This window comes from Leifsonia sp. 10N434 (assembly GCF_056394405.1).
Genome location: NZ_JBFTHV010000003.1, coordinates 1 through 18,477, shown reverse-complemented (window position 1 = coordinate 18,477; position 18,477 = coordinate 1). Strand labels below are relative to the sequence as shown.

Below are 18,477 nucleotides of genomic sequence, written 5' to 3'. Positions count from 1 at the left end.
AAAGCTACTCCGTCGCGCGCGAACCGCGCCAGCGCCGGGTGATGAACAGTTCCTGTGGATGCCCGGCGCGGCATCCGGGTCGCTTGCTGTGGGTTCGCTGAGTGTGGGGAACGAGCGAGGAACTTAAGGGTGGACGCCGGCGTTTCATACGGTGAATGCGTCGCAGCCAGCGGCGCTCACATCCCCCGAGGAGGAGAAGTGACGCAGGACTATCGCAAGGACCAGGAGGCCGTTTCGCGGTTGACCTCCGAGCAGTACGCGGTCACCCAGGAGGCGGCTACGGAGCCGGCTTTCCGCAACGAGTTCTGGAACAACAAGGATGCGGGCATCTACGTGGACATCGTGTCCGGCGAGCCCCTGTTCGCGTCCGTGAACAAGTACGACAGCCGGTCGGGCTGGCCGAGCTTCACCGTGCCGATCGACCCGGCGAACATCGTCGAGAAGAAGGACCGCAGCTGGGGGATGACGCGCGTCGAGGTGCGCTCCGCCCACGGCGACAGCCATCTCGGCCACCTGTTCGACGACGGACCCGCCGAGGCCGGTGGCCTGCGCTACTGCATCAACTCGGCCGCGCTCCGTTTCATCCCGCTCGCCGATCTGGAGAAGGACGGGTACGGCGAGTATCGTCAGCTTTTCGAGGCCGAGGAGGCAACCCGATGACCACCACTGAGAAGGCCGTTCTGGCCGGAGGCTGTTTCTGGGGAGTCGAGGACCTGATCCGCAAGCGCCCTGGGGTGCTCGACACCCGCGTCGGCTACACCGGCGGCGACGTGGCGAATGCCACCTACCGCCACCACGGAACCCACGCCGAGGCGATCGAGATCACCTTCGACCCGGAGAAGATCTCATACCGCGACCTGCTGGAGTTCTTCTTCCAGATCCACGACCCCTCGACGAAGAACCGTCAGGGCAATGACGTGGGCACCAGCTACCGCTCGGCGATCTTCTACGAGAACGACGAGCAGAAGCGCGTCGCCGAGGACACCATCGCCGATGTCGACGCGTCCGGTCTCTGGCCGGGCAAGGTCGTCACCGAGGTGTCGCCGGCCGGCCCGTTCTGGGAGGCAGAGCCTGAGCACCAGGACTACCTGGAGCGCATCCCGTGGGGTTACACGTGCCACTACGTGCGCCCGGGCTGGAAGCTGCCCAAGCGCGAAGAGGTCGCCGGCTAACCGCCGACAGCACGCACCCGGATGGCCGGGCCGGAGGAATCCGGCCCGGCCATCTCGCGTCAGCGCTGGTGGCGGGTGCGTCGCGTTCGACGGAGGAGCACGAGTGCCCCGCCGAGCACCATCGCTCCGGCGGCCGCGGCGGCGACTCCGAGTGCGGTCGCGGTGTCACTGCCCGAGTCGGCGAGGGTGTCGGCCGCCCCGGGAGCCGCGGGAGACGTGCCGCCGTTCGGGTCGAACGAGGGTGTCGGAACGGGGGTGATGGTGGGCGTGACTGTGGGCGTGGGGGTCGGGGTCGGTGTGACGTTGCCCTTCGTGCACGAGACCTCGGCCGAGAAGGGGAAGTTGTGCACCTCGCGCGGCGGCCCGCCCCTCACACCGGGAATGCCATGCGTGAAGCTCGCGGCGATCACGTTGCCCTCGATGTTCTGCGTGACCTGCCAGTTGACGAACGCGCGCGGTGCGTAGATGGTGCCCTCGATGCTGTCCCCGCCGGTGACGGTCACCGTGGTCGCCTGCGGGAAGTTCCAGAGCATGAACGGCGCCTGACCGGAGCCGATGCCCGCCTGATTCGGAATGGAACCTGAGAACGACGTGCCGACCACGTTGACCACCAGGGGTGTCGTCGGGTCGGGCAACGGCGGGACGAAGGTGATCTCGCTGAGGGCCGCGAGATCGGCGGCCGAGATGCTCAGCACGTTCGTCTGGCCGGGCGTCATCGTCAGCCGGCCGCTGGTGCCCGGGGGGATCGGCGACTGGAGGGGATCGCCCTGCGTGTCGGTGAGCTGGACGGTGCGCGCGCAGCCGCCGAGATCGGTCGACAGCTGCCGGTACGCGGGGAACGCGGCGTCGATGTCCACCAGGTTCGTGCCGACCGGGGCAGCGATGGATGCCGGGGTCTGCGTGACCGTGCCCTCGATGCGCGGCGCGGTGTTGTAGGGCGCCCCCGTCGGCACGATCTGGTAGTTGACCAGGGCGTTGTTGTTGTCGTGGTCGTAGGCCGTGTACGTGGAGGTGTCCGCGATCTTGCTCAGGCCGCCGCCGAGCACCTTGAGCACCGGCGTCGTCGGACTGCTCGAGAAGCCGACGCCGCCGCGCACGTAGAGAAAGGTCGGAGCCGTGTCGCCCGGCGCGACGAAGGTGGCGGGCGGCGTTGCGCCTGCGCCGATGTTGTAGCCGGATTCGAACGTGAGATCGCCGCCGACGGCGACCGTCCCCTCCGCCTCGTCGGCGTTCAGGGCGACGTTCCCTTCGGAGAAGATCGTGAAGCCGCTGTTGGCCTGGTGTCCGTTGACCGGGAAGGTGACGGGGTTGACCGGTCCGACGTCACCGGGCGCCGCCACCGCCGCCCCCGACGCCATGCCGATGCCGATCAGCGAGGCGACACCGATGCCGATCGCGATCACGGGTGCTGCTCGAACGGCTGACGATGTTCCCATGGGACATGATTACTGCCGGATACCGTGCCGGTCCAGGGGATAGTTTCGCCCCGATGACCATGATCGCGCTCTCACCCCGACGGGGAGGCGGAACTGGTGACGAGAAGAAAAATGTGCCCCCAGTAGGATTTGAACCTACGGCCTTCTGCTCCGGAGGCAGACGCTCTATCCCCTGAGCTATGGGGGCCAGGAGTGCCCAACCAGGCTAGCATCCCGCGGCGGGTGTTTCGTTCCCGTCAGCTCTTCGGCACGTTGGCCAGCACGCTCTGCATGAGCGGAGCCGGATCGCCCGGCTCGAAGAACGCCGTCGACGTCGCAACGATCCAGTACGGTCCGCGGAAGATCTGAACCTCACCGGCCGTTCCCGGCTTGAAGTACCCCTCGACCTCGGGCGGGACCCCGTAGGTGGGAACCGGCTGGCTGGAGGTCACGGCGGCGTTCTTGAGGTTCTCGAGCTCGCTCGCCGGCGGCTTGGCCACGGCGATCTCGATGACCTCGTTGCTCGTCTGGTTGAGCCAGCCGCAGGCGACGCCTTGCCAGTCGGCGATCTTCTTCTCGAGCGATCCCGCCTTCGGCGCGTAGCCGGGGTCGACGCCGTAGTTCTGGTTGAACGCGTACAGCTGGTCGGCGGTGAGCACCTGGTCGCAGGTGAGACCGACGGGGGTCGGAGTCGGCGTCGGGGTGGGCGTCGGAGTCGGGGTGATCGCGCCGGCCCCGGCCGCTCCCGAGCTGGTCGCCGACGGCGTGTGCGTCGGCGTCGCCGGATTCCCTGCACATGCGCTGAGGCTCAGCACGCCGGCCAGCACCACGACGGCGGCCGCGGCGGAGCGGCGGCGGCGGCGGCGGGGGAAGAAGGAGCGGGAGCGTGTGGAGTGAACCATGCTGGGCGTATTCCTCTGGAGGGATGCGGTCGGATGCGCGGTGCGCGGTGCGCTGCGGCGCGCGTCGCGACGACCTTATCAACGGGTGCCAGGCGAATCCTGCACGTTCGCCCTGATCGTTGCGCAATCGATGCTCCGTGGTCCCCGGTAGAATCGATGATCGTGACTCCCGCTGACCTCTCCGCCGCCCTGCTCGACATCGTGACCGCGGTCGTCGACCGGCGACGAGCCGGCGGCGCTGAGATCGGCGACGTCACCATCACCATCGACGACGTGCCGCTCGAGCGTCCCAAGAACCGTGAGCACGGCGACTGGGCGTCGAACGTGGCCATGCGTCTCGCCAAGCGCGTCGGCGCGAACCCGCGCGAGCTGGCCGCCGAGATCGCCGAGGCCGCCGCCTCCATCGAGGGCGTCGCCTCCGCCGAGGTCGCCGGCCCCGGATTCATCAACTTCCGGCTCGACGCCGCAGCCGCAGGCAGCCTGGCCAAGACCATCGTCGAGGCCGGCGAGCAGTACGGTCGCGGTCACCTCTACGACGGTCTCACCGTGAACCTGGAGTTCGTCTCGGCGAACCCCACCGGCCCGATCCACATGGGCGGCGTGCGCTGGGCCGCCGTCGGCGACAGCCTGGCCCGTATCCTGCAGGCCGAGGGCGCCGAGGTGACCCGCGAGTACTACTTCAACGACCACGGATCGCAGATCGACCGGTTCGCCCGCAGCCTGCTCGCCGCCTACCTGGGCGAGCCGACGCCGGAGGACGGCTACGGCGGCGCCTATATCGGCGAGATCGCCGATCAGGTCGTCGCCCGCTACGACGGCGACCTCGCCGACCTGCCGCGCGCGGAGCAGGAAGAGGTGTTCCGCTCCATCGGCACCGAGCTGATGTTCGCCGAGATCAAGGAGAAGCTGCACGGCTTCGGGGTCGATTTCGACGTCTACTTCCACGAGGACTCGCTGCACGAGTCCGGTGCTGTCGAGCGTGCGATCGAACGGCTCCGTGAGCAGGGGCACATCTTCGAGGAGGACGGCGCGGTCTGGCTGCGCACGACGACCTTCGGCGACGACCGCGACCGGGTGATCATCCGGAGCAACGGCGAGCCGGCCTACATCTCGGGCGATCTCGGCTACTACCTCAACAAGCGCGAGCGCGGCTTCGAGCAGAACCTGATCATGCTCGGCGCCGACCACCACGGCTACGTCGGCAGGCTGATGGCGGCGGTCGAGGCGTTCGGCGACGTCCCGAACGTCAACCTGCAGATCCTCATCGGCCAGATGGTCAACCTCGTGCGCGACGGCGAGCCCGTCAAGATGTCGAAGCGCGCCGGCACCATCGTCACGCTCGACGACCTGGTCGACGCCGTCGGCGTCGATGCGGGCCGCTACGCCCTCGTGCGGTCGTCGAGCGACTCGCAGCTCGACATCGACCTCGACCTGCTGAGCAAGCGCAGCAACGAGAATCCCGTCTACTACGTGCAGTACGCGCACGCCCGCACCCGTTCGGTCGAGGCGCGCGCCGCGGCTAGCGGCGTCGACCGCAGCGGCTTCGCGCCCGAACTGCTGACCGACGAGAGCGAATCGGCCCTCCTCGGCGCACTGCAGGAGTTCCCGCGCATCGTCGCCCTCGCCGCCGAACTCCGCGAGCCGCACCGCGTCGCCCGCTACCTCGAGGAGCTCGCCGGGCTCTACCACACCTGGTACGCGGCGAGCCGCGTGAACCCGCTCGGCGATGAAGCCGTGACCGACCTGCACCGCACCCGCCTGTGGCTGAACGACGCCACCGGCCAGGTCATCCGCACCGGCCTCGGCTTGCTCGGGGTCTCTGCGCCCGATCGCATGTAGAGGAGTCCGCCATGAGCGACGCCCAGCCCACCCAGATCCTGACGCCCCAGCCCGCACCCGCGGACAAGCGCCCCCGGCGGCGCTGGCTGCGCATCCTGCTCTGGATCCTCATCCCGATCGTCGTGATCGTGGCGGTCTTCTTCATCGCCGACGCCGTCCTGCGCTCCTATGCCGAGAACCGGGTGGCGGCGGAGATCGAGAAGAACCTGCCCGACAACGTGCAGGGCGATGTCGCCGTGCACATCGGGGGAGTGTCCGTCATCCAGCAGTACCTCAGCGGCACCTTCGACCGCGTCGAACTCGACGCACCGTCGCTGACCGTGCAGGATGCCCCGCTCAGCGCGAAGATCGTCGCGACCGGCGTACCGTCCGACTTCACGCAGCCGGTGGCAGCGGTGAACGGCAGCCTCACGATCTCGCAGACGTCGCTCAACAAGCTCGTCTCGATCCCGGGGGTGACCGGCGACCTGGCGCTCGGCACGGGCACCCTCGCGTACGACGGCAAGGCCGAGCTGCTCGGGCTCCCCATCGGCTACAAACTGACGGTCAAACCGGAGGCCGCGGGCAAGACCGTGCTCCTTCACCCCGTCGACGCCAAGGTCACCACGGGGGCAGGAGCACTCGACCTGTCGACGCTGCTCTCCGCGATCACCTCCCGCGGACCGATCCCGGTCTGCGTCGCCCAGTACCTGCCCAAGGGCGTCGAAGTGAACCAGATCGACATCGTGCCGGGCACGGCGACCGTTCACCTCGACGCGCAGAACATGGTGCTCGACGAGGCGACCCTACGCAGCAAGGGCAGCTGCTAGCGTCCGTCGCGCTCCGACGTAACACGGTCGATGGCGTGCATCCGGCCTCGGTAGACTGCCAATACATCAGTGGCTTCAGGGACCAAGCCGGGTCCGCTCGCCCGAGAGACCCCCACTCGTCACCACCCGTGAGGTTATCCCCGTGGCTTCGTATCCGTTCGCAGCAGCGAACCCTCTCGCTCCGGAATGGCTCGCCGTTCCGAGCGATCCCGACTCCCTCGCGCCCGGACTCTGGTCGCGCACCGTCACCCGTGACGACGGCGAGCTGACCGTCGGCGGGGTGCGCGCGACCGAACTCGCCGCCCGCTACGGAACCCCGATCTACGTCGTCGACGAGACGGATGCCCGCGAGCGCGCCTCGGAGGTGCGAGCCGCCTTCACCGATGCCTTCGAGCGGGTCGGGACGACGGCCAAGGTCTACTACGCCGGCAAGGCGTTCCTCAGCGTGGAGGTCGCGCGCTGGATGGGCGACGCCAGCCTCAACATCGACGTGTGCAGCGGCGGGGAACTCGCGGTGGCGCTCGCCGCCGGCGTCGATCCCGCACGACTGGGCTTCCACGGGAACAACAAGTCGCTCGCCGAGATCGACCGGGCCGTGTCCGTGGGCGTCGGGGCCATCATCCTCGACAGCATGCAGGAGATCGACAGGGTGGCCGACGCCGCTGCCAGGCACGGCCGCACCCAGCGGGTGCGTCTGCGGGTGAACAGCGGTGTGCACGCGCACACCCACGCCTTCCTCGCCACCTCCCACGAGGATCAGAAATTCGGCATCGGTCTCGCCGATGCTCCGGATGCCGTGGCGCGCATCCGCTCGCACAGCGGTCTCGAGTTCCTCGGCCTGCACTGCCACATCGGCTCCCAGATCTTCGGCGCCGACGGGTTCGCCGAGTCGGCGGCGCGGCTGCTCGCCGTGCATCGGCTGCTCCTCGACGGAGGCGACGTGCCCGAGCTGAACCTCGGCGGCGGCTTCGGCATCGCGTACACCTCGGTCGACGACCCCTCGCCGATCGGCGAGCTCGCCGACCGCATCGCGCAGACTGTGGCGGCGGGCTGCGCCGAGCTCGGCATCCCGGTGCCGGTCGTCGCGTTCGAGCCCGGCCGGTCGATCATCGGCACCGCCGGACTCACGCTCTACACGGCCGGCACCATCAAAGACGTGCAGGTGTCGTATCAGGACGACGGCGAGACGGCCGTGCGCCGGTACGTCAGCGTCGACGGCGGGATGAGCGATAACGCGCGCCCCGCCCTCTACGGCGCCGACTACTCGGTGCGCATCGCCAACCGGGTGAGCGTCGCGCCACCCGCGCTCGTGCGCATCGCGGGCAAGCACTGCGAGAGCGGCGACATCGTCGTCGACGCCGACTATCTGCCGGCGGACGTCTCCGTGGGCGACCTGCTCGCCGTTCCGGCCACCGGCGCCTACTGCTGGTCGCTCGCCAGCAACTACAACTACCTCGGACGTCCGGCCGTGATCGCGGTGCGCGACGGCGTCTCCCGCGTGATCGTGCGCGGCGAGACCGAGGCCGACCTACTCGCGCGGGATGCCGGCTACGACGCCGACGCCGCCGGCGCTCACAAGGGAGTCAGTGAATGATCGAATACCGCAGTCTCCGCGTCGCGCTTCTCGGCGCCGGCTCCGTCGGCTCCCAGGTCGCCCGTCTGCTCCTCGAGCAGGGTGACGAGCTCGCCTCCCGCGTGGGAGCCGGCCTCGAGCTCGTCGGCATCGCCGTGCGCGACGTCGACGCCCAGCGCGACGTCGACCTGCCGCGCGAGCTCTTCACCACCGACGCCTCGTCGCTCATCCTCGGCGCCGACATCGTCATCGAGCTCATGGGCGGGATCGAACCCGCCCGCGGCTATGTGCTCCAGGCGCTCAACTCCGGAGCGGATGTGATCACCGGCAACAAGGCGCTCCTCGCCACCCACGGTCCCGAGCTGTTCGAGGCCGCGGAGCAGGTCGGTGCGCAGCTCTACTACGAGGCGGCCGTCGGCGGCGCCATCCCGATCATCCGGCCGCTGCGCGACAGCCTCGCCGGCGACCGGGTCAACCGCATCCTGGCGATCGTCAACGGAACCACCAACTTCGTGCTCGACCGGATGGACGTGCACGGGGAGACGCTCGCAGACGCGCTGGCGATCGCGACCGAACGCGGCTACGCCGAGGCCGACCCGACCGCCGACATCGGCGGTTACGACGCCGCCCAGAAGGCCGCAATCCTCGCCAGCCTCGCCTTCCACACCACCGTGCCGCTCGAGTCCGTGTACCGCGAGGGCATCACCGGAGTCAGCAAGGTGCAGGTCGACGCCGCGCGCGAGAACGGCTCGGTCATCAAGCTCCTCGCGATCTGCGAGCGCCTGACCGACCCGGAGACCGGCGAAGAAGGGGTTTCCGCGCGCGTCTATCCGGCCCTGATCTCGCGCGAGCATCCGCTCGCCGCCGTGCACGGCGCGCACAACGCCGTGTTCGTGCAGGCAGCCGCGGCAGGCGACCTCATGTTCTACGGCGCGGGCGCGGGCGGAGTCGAGACGGCCTCCGCGGTCCTCGGCGACGTCGTCTCGGCCGCACGCCGCCACGTGGTCGGCGGCCCCGGCGTCGCGGAGTCGACGCACGCCAAGCTGCCGGTGCTCGACATCGGCCGCGTCGTCACCCGCTACCAGATCACCCTCGAGGTCGCCGACCAGCCGGGAGTGCTCGCCACGGTCGCGCGCATCCTCAGCGACGGCGATGTCAGCGTCGAGACCGTCCAGCAGTCGATCCCGACGACCACCGGCATCCTCACCGTGCCGTCGGCCGCCGTCATCTCCGGTAATGCGCCGGTTCACGGCCACGCCGCCCCCACCGCTACCCTGGTAATCGGCACGCACGAGGCCGAGGAGGCCGCACTCGCGGCCACCGTCGAGGCGCTGGCGGCGAGCGACGTCGTCACAGCAATCTCATCCGTACTCCGAGTCGAAGGATCGTAATGCCGGAAAAAGCGAACAGTCGTCAGTGGCGCGGTGTGCTGCGTGAATACGCAGACCGCCTGAACATCAGCGACGCCACTCCGATCGTGACGCTCGGGGAGGGCGGCACGCCGCTCCTGCCGGCTCCGGCGCTCTCCGCGCGCACCGGTGCCAACGTGTTCGTCAAGTTCGAGGGGATGAACCCCACCGGTTCGTTCAAGGACCGCGGCATGACCATGGCGATCTCCAAGGCCGTCGAGCACGGCGCCAAGGCCGTCATCTGCGCGTCCACCGGCAACACCTCCGCCTCGGCCGCCGCGTACGCGACGCACGCGGGCATCCAGGCCGTCGTGCTCGTCCCGGAGGGCAAGATCGCCCTCGGCAAGCTCAGCCAGGCCATCGCGCACAACGCCCAGCTGCTGCAGGTGCAGGGCAACTTCGACGACTGCCTCGAGATCGCACGCGAGCTCGCCACCCACTACCCGGTGCACCTCGTCAACTCGGTGAACCCCGACCGCATCGAAGGCCAGAAGACCGCCGCGTTCGAGGTCGTCGAGGTCCTCGGCGACGCCCCGGACTTCCACATCGTCCCCGTGGGCAACGCCGGCAACTACACCGCGTATCACCGCGGCTACACCGAGGAGCTCCAGCGCGGCGAGGCCACCCGGCTGCCGCGGATGTTCGGCTTCCAGGCAGCAGGCAGCGCCCCGATCGTGCTCGGTCACCCGGTCAAAGACCCCGAGACCGTCGCGTCGGCCATCCGCATCGGCAACCCCGCCTCGTGGGAGCTCGCCCTGAACGCCCGCGACGACAGCGACGGCTACTTCGGCGCCATCGACGACGCGGCCATCCTCGCGGCACAGCGCATCCTGTCGGCCGAGGTCGGCATCTTCGTGGAGCCCGCGTCGGCGATCAGCGTCGCCGGCCTGCTCGAGCGCTCGGAAGCCGGCATCATCCCCGCCGGAGCCACCGTCGTGCTGACCGTCACCGGACACGGCCTCAAGGACCCGCAGTGGGCGCTGCGCACCGCGGACGGCTCCGATGTGCAGCCGACCGTCGTGCCGGTGGACACCCGGTCGATCGCCGACGTGCTCGGACTGGTTCCGAACCCCGAGACCGTCGAGGCCGGCGCGTGACCTTCTCGACCGACGACCTGCGCGGACGCGTGGTCACGGTCAAGGTCCCCGCCACGAGCGCCAACCTCGGGCCCGGTTTCGACACGCTCGGACTCGCCCTCGCGCTGTACGACGAGCTGCAGGTCTCGGTTCGCGACGAGCCCGGTGCGACCGTCGAGGTGATCGGCGTCGGCGCCGGGGAAGTGCCGACCGACGAGTCCAACCTCGTCGTGCGGGCGATCGCCCACACCTTCGAGGCCGTCGGCCATCCGCTGCCGGGGCTCGAGCTGGTCGCCCGCAACAACATCCCGCACGGGCGCGGCATGGGATCGTCGGGTGCCGCGATCGTGTCGGGCATCATGGCGGCCAAGGGACTGCTCGACGGCATCGTCGAATTCGACGCGCAGCGACTCCTGGCCCTCGCCAACGACATGGAGGGGCACCCCGACAACGTCGCGCCCGCTCTGTTCGGTGGCCTGACCATCGCCTGGGTCACCCCGGAGGGCCCCCGTTTCAAGAAGCTCATCGTGCACCGCGGCGTCTCACCGCTGGTGCTGGTGCCCGAGCACGTCATGTCGACCGCACTCGCCAGAAGCCTGCAGCCGCAGTCCGTTCCGCACGAAGACGCCGTCTTCAACGTGTCGCGGTCGGCCCTGCTCGTCGCCGCTCTCATCCAGAGCCCCGAGCTGCTGCACGCCGCCACCGAGGACAAGCTCCACCAGAGCTACCGTGCCTCGGCGATGCCCGAGACGGATCGGCTGATCACCCTGCTGCGCGAGAACGGCTTCGCGGCCGTCGTCTCCGGGGCGGGACCATCGATCCTCGTGCTCTGCAGCGACCCGAGCCAGCGGCTCGCGGCCGCGGAGCTCGTCGCACAGAAGTCCGAGACGCGATGGCAGCCCCTGATGCTCGCCGTCGACTTCAAGGGCGCGACGGTGACGGCGACCGCCGAACGGCACGCGGACACGCCCGCCGCCTAGCGTCAAGTGCGTGCCATCAAAGGTGGTAAACTGTGCCTGCACCCGTAAGAACCGCGTCACGAGCGAATCTGATCTTCGGGTGATTTCAGCAAACATGCCGTCACTCCTACCTGTGTACCCGAGTTCCTATCGGGGAGCGACATCGAGCGGATCAGAACGCATCGCGTCGACTCCATCGATCATCGCAGGTGGTTCATGTGACGAGCGCTCCATAAACGACTGCGAAAGTCGCACGTCGGGGGAAAGGAATCCTCTTCAGTGACTGATGTCAATCTCCACGCCGGGGGCGTGGACACCCGTGATCTGGCGTCCCTCAAAGTGGCCGAGCTTCAGGCTCTCGCCGCCGAGCTGGGTCTTCAGGGCGCCAACAAACTTCGAAAGGGCGAACTCGTGCAGGCCATCTCGGCTGCACGTGCGGCCGACGGCGGCGATGTCGCCGCTGCCGGTGCCGGTGACTCCGTCGCCGAGCCGGTGACGGAGCATGCGACCGCCGCGTCGCAGATCCTCATCGAGCCGCTCATCGCCGAGCCCGCTTCGGCCGAGCCGCACGTCGGCGACGCCGTGCTGCCCGACGCTGCGCCGGTTCAGGATGCCGCACCGGCTCAGGATGCTGCGCCGGTTCAGGCCGACAGCGCCGCGCCGGCTCAGGCCGACACCACCGCGCCGCGTCGTCGCGGCGGGCGTCGTGCCACCAGCGCCGACGCCGTCGGCGTGCCCGCGGCCACCCACGTCAACACTGGCAGCACCGGTGTCGACAGCCTCATCCCGGATGTGGATGCGCTGCTCGACTCCGCGCTCGCCTCCCGCGAGTCGGCCCAGTCGGGTCAGTCGGCCCCGTCGCAGACCACCGAGTCCGCCGACGAGAAGCCGGCAGAGCAGGGCCAGCGCGGGGGTCGCCGTCGCGGCGGCCGCGGCCAGAACGCGCAGAACGCATCCGAGCAGGGCGGTCAGCAGGACGACGCGGGCGACAGCTCCGACGGTGCCGACGACTCCGGCGACGCACAGGGCGAGCAGAACGGCGAGGGCGGCGACCAGAACCAGCAGCCGCGCCAGGGCCGCAACCGCAACCGCAACCGCAACAAGAACGCCGGCCAGAACGGTGAGCAGGGCCAGCCCCAGCAGAACCAGCAGAACCAGCAGGGCCAGCAGAACCAGAACCAGGGCCAGCAGAACCAGAACGACCGCGATCGTGACCGCGACCGCGACCGCGACCGTGACGATTCGGGTCGTGGCCAGAACGGTCAGAACCGCAACGGCCAGCAGAACCGCAACAACGGTCCGCAGGCGGACGCCCAGGTCGACGGCTCCGGCCGTAACCGTTACCGCGACCGCAAGCGCCGCGGCGGCGTCGGAAACGACGACCTCGACCCCGAGATCTCCGATGACGACGTGCTGATCCCCGTCGCGGGCATCCTCGACGTGCTCGACAACTACGCCTTCGTGCGCACCTCGGGCTACCTGCCGGGTGCGAGCGACGTGTACGTCTCGCTCGGCCAGGTCAAGAAGTACAACCTGCGCAAGGGCGACGCCGTCGTCGGCGCCATCCGCCAGCCGCGTGAGGGCGAGAACAACAGCCGGCAGAAGTACAACGCCATCGTCAAGGTCGACTCGGTCAACGGGCAGACCATCGAGGAGGCGGCCGGTCGTGTCGAGTTCGGCAAGCTCACCCCGCTCTACCCGCAGGAGCGCCTGCGGCTCGAGACCGAGTCCACCAAGATCACGCAGCGGATCATCGACCTCGTCGCCCCGATCGGCAAGGGACAGCGCGGTCTGATCGTCGCGCCGCCCAAGGCCGGCAAGACGATCGTCATGCAGCAGATCGCCAACGCCATCACCACGAACAACCCCGAGGTGCACCTCATGGTCGTTCTGGTCGACGAGCGTCCCGAAGAGGTCACCGACATGCAGCGCACGGTGAAGGGTGAGGTCATCGCCTCCACCTTCGACCGTCCGGCAGAGGACCACACCACGGTCGCCGAGCTCGCCATCGAGCGTGCCAAGCGTCTCGTGGAGCTCGGTCACGACGTCGTCGTGCTGCTCGACTCGATCACCCGCCTGGGCCGTGCGTACAACCTGGCTGCTCCGGCATCCGGTCGCATCCTCTCCGGTGGTGTCGACGCCTCGGCGCTCTACCCGCCCAAGCGCTTCTTCGGCGCCGCCCGCAACATCGAGCACGGCGGGTCGCTCACGATCCTCGCCTCGGCTCTCGTCGAGACCGGTTCCAAGATGGACGAGGTCATCTTCGAGGAGTTCAAGGGCACCGGCAACATGGAGCTCCGCCTGTCGCGCCAGCTTGCCGACAAGCGCATCTTCCCCGCGGTGGACGTCAACGCGTCCGGAACGCGTCGCGAAGAGATGCTCATGGGCGCCGACGAGGTCAAGATCACCTGGAAGCTGCGCCGCGCCCTCGCCGGGCTCGACCAGCAGCAGGCGCTCGAGATCGTGCTCGGCCGTCTCAAGGAGACCACGAGCAACGTCGAGTTCCTCATGCAGGTGCAGAAGTCGATGCCCGCGCCGACCAACGGCCACGGCACCGCCCACTCGCACAGCAACGAGCACGACCACCGCTAGCGCGGACAGTGCCCGTCCACCCCGGTTCAGCCGGGGCGGGCGGGCACTTTTCCTTGCCCGGACGACGCAGAAGCCCGGATCACGTAGAAGCAGAGAGAAGACGCCATGTTCGAATCGGTGAACGGCCTGATCGCCGAGCACGAGGACCTGCAGAACCAGCTCGCCGACCCGGAGCTGCACAGCGACCCCGTGCGGTCGAAGCGCGTCAACCGTCGCTACGCCGAGCTGAGCCGGATCGTCGCCTCGTACAACCAGTGGAAGCAGATCGACGACGATCTCGCCGCCGCGCGTGAGCTCGCTGCAGAGGACGAGGCCTTCGCCGAAGAGATCCCCGGTCTCGAGGCCAGCCTCGAGGAGTCCGGTGAGAAGCTGCGGCGTCTGCTCATCCCGCGCGACCCCAACGACAGCCGCGACGTGATCATGGAGATCAAGATGGGGGAGGGGGGCGCCGAGTCCGCACTATTCGCCGCCGACCTGCTGCGCATGTACCTGCACTACGCCGAGTCGAAGCGCTGGAAGACCGAGATCCTCGAGCAGACCTCCAGCGACCTCGGCGGCATCAAAGACGTGCAGCTCGCGATCAAGGGCAACTCCTCGGATCCCGCGGAGGGCGTCTGGGCGCACCTCAAGTACGAGGGTGGCGTGCACCGCGTGCAGCGCGTTCCCGCAACCGAGTCGCAGGGCCGCATCCACACCTCCGCCGCCGGCGTGCTCGTCTTCCCCGAGGTCGACGAGCCCGAAGAGGTCGAGATCAACCAGAACGACCTCAAGATCGACGTCTACCGGTCGAGCGGCCCCGGCGGTCAGTCCGTGAACACCACCGACTCGGCCGTGCGCATCACCCACCTTCCGACCGGCATCGTCGTCGCCATGCAGAACGAGAAGAGCCAGTTGCAGAACCGCGAGGCCGGCATGCGCGTTCTGCGTGCCCGGGTGCTCGCGCGCCAGCAGGAGGAACTGGACGCCGAGGCCGCCGCCGTGCGCAAGAGCCAGATCCGCACCATGGACCGCTCCGAGCGCATCCGCACGTACAACTTCCCCGAGAACCGGATCGCCGACCACCGCACCGGGTACAAGGCCTACAACCTCGACGCCGTCATGAACGGGGCGCTCGAGCCCGTCATCGAGTCGTGCATCCTGGCCGACGAAGAGGCGCGCCTCGCCGACCTCGGCACCGAGTAGCCGGCTAGCGGGTAGCTAGATGTAGATCGCGGGGTCGATCCACTCGTCGCCCGCGATCGCCTCATGCCCTGAGCGCGGACGCGCCCGTGCGGGCACGCCGGTCAGCACCGAGTCCGCCGGTGCGTCGTGCACTACCACCGCGTTCGCACCGATCACCGTGCGCGTCCCGATCGTGATCGCTCCGAGCACCTTCGCGCCCGCGCCGATCGTCACCCCGCTCTCGATCGTCGGATGCCGCTTGCCGTGCCCGCTGCCACGTCCGCCGAGCGTCACCCCGTGATAGAGCAGCACATCGTCGCCGACCCAGGCCGTCTCTCCGATCACCACGCCCATCCCGTGATCGATGAAGAACCGGCGTCCGATCGTCGCGCCGGGGTGGATCTCGATGCCCGTCAGGAACCGGGTGAACTGGGAGAGGAAGCGGGCCGGCGTCTTGAGGCCGGCCCGCCACATCCGGTGTGCCACGCGGTACGACCACACGGCGTGCAGTCCCGAGTACGCGACAGACACCTCGAAGGCGCTGCGCGCCGCCGGGTCGTGCTTGCGCGCATTCGCGATGTCTTCGCGCGTGCGGGAGAAGAACGCCATGTGGATCGTCGGTGCGAGGCGTCAGTCGAGCAGGTCGGCCCAGAGGGGCGTCGAGATGTAACGCTCGCCCGTGTCGCAGATCACCGCGACGATCGTCTTGCCCGCATTCTCCGGACGCTTCGCCAGTTCGAGCGCTGCCCAGACGATCGCGCCCGACGAGATGCCCGCGAGAATGCCCTCCTGGCTCGCGAGCTTCTTCGCCACCGCGATCGCGTCGTCGAACGACACGTCCACGACCTCGTCGTAGACCGTGGTGTCGAGGATCTCCGGAACGAAGTTGGCTCCGATGCCCTGGATCTTGTGCGGCCCCGGCTTTCCGCCGTTCAGGATGGGGGAGTCCAGCGGCTCGACCGCGACCACCTGGACGCCCGGCTTGCGCTCCTTGAGCACCTGACCGACACCCGTGATCGTTCCACCCGTTCCGACACCGGAGACGAAGATGTCGACACCGCCGTCGGTGTCGGCCCAGATCTCCTCGGCCGTCGTCGCGCGGTGGACGGCCGGGTTGGCCTCATTGGCGAACTGCTGCGCCCAGATCGCGTTGTCGGTGCTCGCGACGATCTCCTTCGCCTTCTCGACCGCGCCGCGCATGCCCTCCGGGCCCGGCGTCAGCACGATCTCGGCGCCGAACGCGCGCAGGAGCACGCGGCGCTCCTTGCTCATCGTCTCCGGCATCGTGAGGATCACCTTGTATCCGCGGGCCGCGCCGACCATCGCCAGCGCAATGCCCGTGTTACCGCTCGTGCCCTCGACGATCGTTCCGCCCGGACGCAGTGCGCCGGACTTCTCCGCAGCGTCGATGATCGCCACGCCGATCCGGTCTTTCACGCTGCCGGCGGGATTGTAGAACTCCAGCTTGCCGAGCACCGTCGCATCGACGCCCTCGGTGATGCGGTTCAGCTTGACGAGCGGCGTCTTTCCGACGGCTTCGGCGATGTTGTCGTACACGTGACCTGTCATGGCCTCTTCCTCGTGGATTCCAGGTGGTGCGGATAAAGGTGGCGGTGCAAGAAGACAGTGGGAACGCTTCCAACTCTATTCTCCGGATGCCCGTGCCCGTGCTGTGTGACGTCGGCTGACGCCGGTCCGGCTTGCCGCTAGGCTCGACGGGCGATGACCCCACCCGATGACTCCTCCCCTCTTCTCAGTGCCCTCCGTGAAGAGGTGTCCGCCGTGCTCGCGCGCGCCGGCGTTCCCGATCCCGAGGTCGATGCCGAACTGCTGATCGGACACGTTCTCGGCGAGGGCCGCGGGCGGGTGCAGGCGCTCGCGCACATGGGATCGCAGCTGAGTGCCGACGACGCCGCAACCGTGCGCGAGCTGGCCGAGCGTCGTGCCGCGCGCGAGCCTCTTCAGCACATCACCGGCAAGGCGCCCTTCCGGTCGCTCGAACTGTCCGTCGGACCCGGTGTCTTCGTCCCCCGTCCCGAGACCGAGCAGGTCGCACAGTTCGCCATCGACGCGCTTCGCGCCGTACCGAGCCCCGAACCTATCGGCGTCGACCTCGGCACCGGCAGCGGCGCGATCGCCCTCGCCATGGCGACCGAGGTTCCGCACGCGCGCATCCTTGCTGTCGAGAACTCGCCTGAGGCGTTCATCTGGGCGCGGCGCAACGTCGAGGAGACCGGCGCCACGAACGCGCGCGTCGTCTTCGTCGATCTCGCCGACGCCCTGCCCGAGCTCGACGGCACCGTCGACGTCGTCATCTCGAACCCCCCGTACATTCCGGCCGAAGCCATTCCGCGCGATCCCGAAGTGCGGCTCTACGATCCGCCCGCCGCCCTGTACGGCGGTGCCGATGGGCTGGATGTCGTGCGCATCATCTCCCGGGTCGCTCAGCGTCTGCTGCACCCCGGCGGGACCCTCGTGCTCGAGCACGGCGAGCTGCAGGGGCAGGAGATCCGCGACCTGCTCACCGCCGACGGCTGGCGTGCCACCGCGACCCACCGCGACCTCACCACCAGGGATCGGACGACCACGGCCGTGCGCTAGCAGCGTGGGCGAGCAGCCTGTGCTAAATGCGTGCGCCGGCAGCGTGGGCCAGCAGCGCCTGCGCCGGCCGTCCCGTCAGACCGCATCCGGTCGACGAGCGTCCGCGGTGATCTGCTGCAGCGCCCACGAATTGCCGTCAGGATCGCTGAAGTACGCGTAGAGCACTCCGCCCATGTCGGCCACGCTCGAGACATCGACTCCGTTCGCGACGAGTTCGCCTCGCACCGCCTCGACATCGTCGACCACCAGGTGAAGGTTCGCGACACGGGGTGCGCCCGGATCGCCGAACCCAGTGCCAAAGGCGATCGAGCACGCTGAGCCCGGCGGCGTCAGCTGCACCACCCGCATCCCGTTACCCGGCTCCACATCGTGATCGAGCCGGAATCCCACTCGGTCGACGTAGAACGCCTTCGTGCGGTTGACATCCGTCGTTGGCAGCGGGACCAGTTCCAGTCGCATGTCCATGGGTACGGTTTCTCCTTCTTGTGTGTGGTGCTTGGTTCTCTGGGGTGGTGGTTTGTTCTCTGAGGTGATGCTGGGCTGGCGGCGGTTCGGGCGGGAGGACCTCGGCTTTGCGCAGTCCCTGCTGTCGCCGAGGGTACAGCGCGTGAATATTCGCGGCACCACTCGAAGCATTCAGCACGAGCGAGAGCGCGTTGAGATGTCGAGCATCGTGTGCGCGTGCGCCAACGTCGACCCGCCCGCGTGATCGAGGCGTGCGTCATGCGGCGTGTTCGCTCGGGTCGGTGAGCGTGGTGGTGGGGCGTCCGCCGGGGCGGGGTCGGCGGTGGGGGTCGATGTGTGGTGGCGGGATGAAGTAGGGGACGTGGTCGCGGATGTCGATGTCCCAGCCGTCGTCGTGGACGCGGTGGTGGTGGCTGGTGCAGAGCAGGATGCCGTTGTCGAGGTCGGTGGTGCCGTGGTGGGCGTTCCACCAGCGGATGTGGTGGGCTTCGGTGTAGGAGGGTG

At 68.8% G+C, this 18,477-nt stretch carries 17 protein-coding genes and 1 tRNA gene; 11 read left to right on the top strand and 7 right to left on the bottom strand.

Going from position 1 to position 18,477, the window contains the following annotated elements; genetic code table 11:
- Positions 1-198: 198 nt before the first annotated feature.
- Complete coding sequence (msrB, locus tag AC1DB1_RS09410; protein ID WP_271177919.1) at positions 199-660, top strand: peptide-methionine (R)-S-oxide reductase MsrB; 462 nt, start codon at positions 199-201, stop codon at positions 658-660.
- Positions 657-1,172 carry a peptide-methionine (S)-S-oxide reductase MsrA gene (msrA, locus tag AC1DB1_RS09405; protein WP_271177920.1) on the top strand — a complete coding sequence of 172 codons (516 nt, stop codon included), beginning with the start codon at positions 657-659 and terminating at the stop codon, positions 1,170-1,172. Before msrB ends, msrA begins: the two co-directional genes overlap by 4 nt.
- A 59-nt stretch (positions 1,173-1,231) precedes the next feature.
- Here msrA and AC1DB1_RS09400 read toward each other — a convergent pair whose 3' ends face one another.
- The 3 genes from AC1DB1_RS09400 to AC1DB1_RS09390 form a co-directional block, all read right to left on the bottom strand.
- Positions 1,232-2,608 (bottom strand): collagen-binding domain-containing protein, encoded by a 1,377-nt coding sequence (locus AC1DB1_RS09400; protein ID WP_477200572.1) that lies wholly within the window; start codon positions 2,606-2,608, stop codon positions 1,232-1,234.
- A 114-nt stretch (positions 2,609-2,722) separates the two neighbouring features.
- A tRNA-Arg gene (locus AC1DB1_RS09395) sits at positions 2,723-2,795 on the bottom strand.
- Between the two features lie 49 nt (positions 2,796-2,844).
- Positions 2,845-3,489 carry an iron ABC transporter ATP-binding protein gene (locus AC1DB1_RS09390; RefSeq protein ID WP_477200571.1) on the bottom strand — a complete coding sequence of 215 codons (645 nt, stop codon included), beginning with the start codon at positions 3,487-3,489 and terminating at the stop codon, positions 2,845-2,847.
- Between the two features lie 162 nt (positions 3,490-3,651).
- Here AC1DB1_RS09390 and argS point away from each other — a divergent pair, with 162 nt between their 5' ends.
- The 8 genes from argS (at position 3,652) to prfA (ending at position 14,928) form a co-directional block, all read left to right on the top strand.
- The gene (argS, locus tag AC1DB1_RS09385; RefSeq protein WP_477200570.1) at positions 3,652-5,328 is read left to right on the top strand and encodes an arginine--tRNA ligase; all 1,677 of its coding nucleotides are present in this window, start codon (positions 3,652-3,654) and stop codon (positions 5,326-5,328) included.
- Positions 5,329-5,339: 11 nt separating this feature from the next.
- Positions 5,340-6,137 (top strand): LmeA family phospholipid-binding protein, encoded by a 798-nt coding sequence (locus AC1DB1_RS09380; protein WP_477200569.1) that lies wholly within the window; start codon positions 5,340-5,342, stop codon positions 6,135-6,137.
- A 142-nt stretch (positions 6,138-6,279) separates the two neighbouring features.
- Positions 6,280-7,731 (top strand): diaminopimelate decarboxylase, encoded by a 1,452-nt coding sequence (lysA, locus tag AC1DB1_RS09375; protein ID WP_477200568.1) that lies wholly within the window; start codon positions 6,280-6,282, stop codon positions 7,729-7,731.
- Entirely contained in the window at positions 7,728-9,101 is a 1,374-nt protein-coding gene (locus tag AC1DB1_RS09370) for a homoserine dehydrogenase (RefSeq protein WP_477200567.1), read from the top strand. The genes lysA and AC1DB1_RS09370 overlap by 4 nt, the downstream gene beginning before the upstream one ends.
- Entirely contained in the window at positions 9,101-10,216 is a 1,116-nt protein-coding gene (gene thrC, locus AC1DB1_RS09365) for a threonine synthase (RefSeq protein WP_271177928.1), read from the top strand. Before AC1DB1_RS09370 ends, thrC begins: the two co-directional genes overlap by 1 nt.
- Positions 10,213-11,175 (top strand): homoserine kinase, encoded by a 963-nt coding sequence (thrB, locus tag AC1DB1_RS09360; protein ID WP_477200566.1) that lies wholly within the window; start codon positions 10,213-10,215, stop codon positions 11,173-11,175. The genes thrC and thrB overlap by 4 nt, the downstream gene beginning before the upstream one ends.
- 258 nt (positions 11,176-11,433) lie before the next feature.
- A complete protein-coding gene (gene rho / locus AC1DB1_RS09355) occupies positions 11,434-13,746 on the top strand; it encodes a transcription termination factor Rho (RefSeq protein WP_477200565.1) in 2,313 nt (770 codons plus the stop codon).
- 105 nt (positions 13,747-13,851) lie between these two features.
- On the top strand, positions 13,852-14,928 hold the full coding sequence (gene prfA / locus AC1DB1_RS09350; RefSeq protein ID WP_271177931.1) for a peptide chain release factor 1: 1,077 nt from the start codon (positions 13,852-13,854) through the stop codon (positions 14,926-14,928).
- A 15-nt stretch (positions 14,929-14,943) separates the two neighbouring features.
- Here the strand turns inward: prfA and epsC are convergent, their stop codons facing one another.
- Positions 14,944-15,516 (bottom strand): serine O-acetyltransferase EpsC, encoded by a 573-nt coding sequence (gene epsC, locus AC1DB1_RS09345; RefSeq protein WP_271177932.1) that lies wholly within the window; start codon positions 15,514-15,516, stop codon positions 14,944-14,946.
- A 21-nt stretch (positions 15,517-15,537) separates the two neighbouring features.
- Entirely contained in the window at positions 15,538-16,476 is a 939-nt protein-coding gene (gene cysK, locus AC1DB1_RS09340; protein WP_477200564.1) for a cysteine synthase A, read from the bottom strand.
- 153 nt (positions 16,477-16,629) lie between these two features.
- Between cysK and prmC the strand changes: the two genes are divergently transcribed.
- Complete coding sequence (gene prmC / locus AC1DB1_RS09335; protein ID WP_477200563.1) at positions 16,630-17,508, top strand: peptide chain release factor N(5)-glutamine methyltransferase; 879 nt, start codon at positions 16,630-16,632, stop codon at positions 17,506-17,508.
- Between the two features lie 75 nt (positions 17,509-17,583).
- Here the strand turns inward: prmC and AC1DB1_RS09330 are convergent, their stop codons facing one another.
- Positions 17,584-17,973 carry a VOC family protein gene (locus tag AC1DB1_RS09330; RefSeq protein WP_477200562.1) on the bottom strand — a complete coding sequence of 130 codons (390 nt, stop codon included), beginning with the start codon at positions 17,971-17,973 and terminating at the stop codon, positions 17,584-17,586.
- A 256-nt stretch (positions 17,974-18,229) separates the two neighbouring features.
- Positions 18,230-18,477: HNH endonuclease (locus AC1DB1_RS09325; protein ID WP_477200561.1), on the bottom strand; the 248-nt coding region annotated here is incomplete at its 5' end.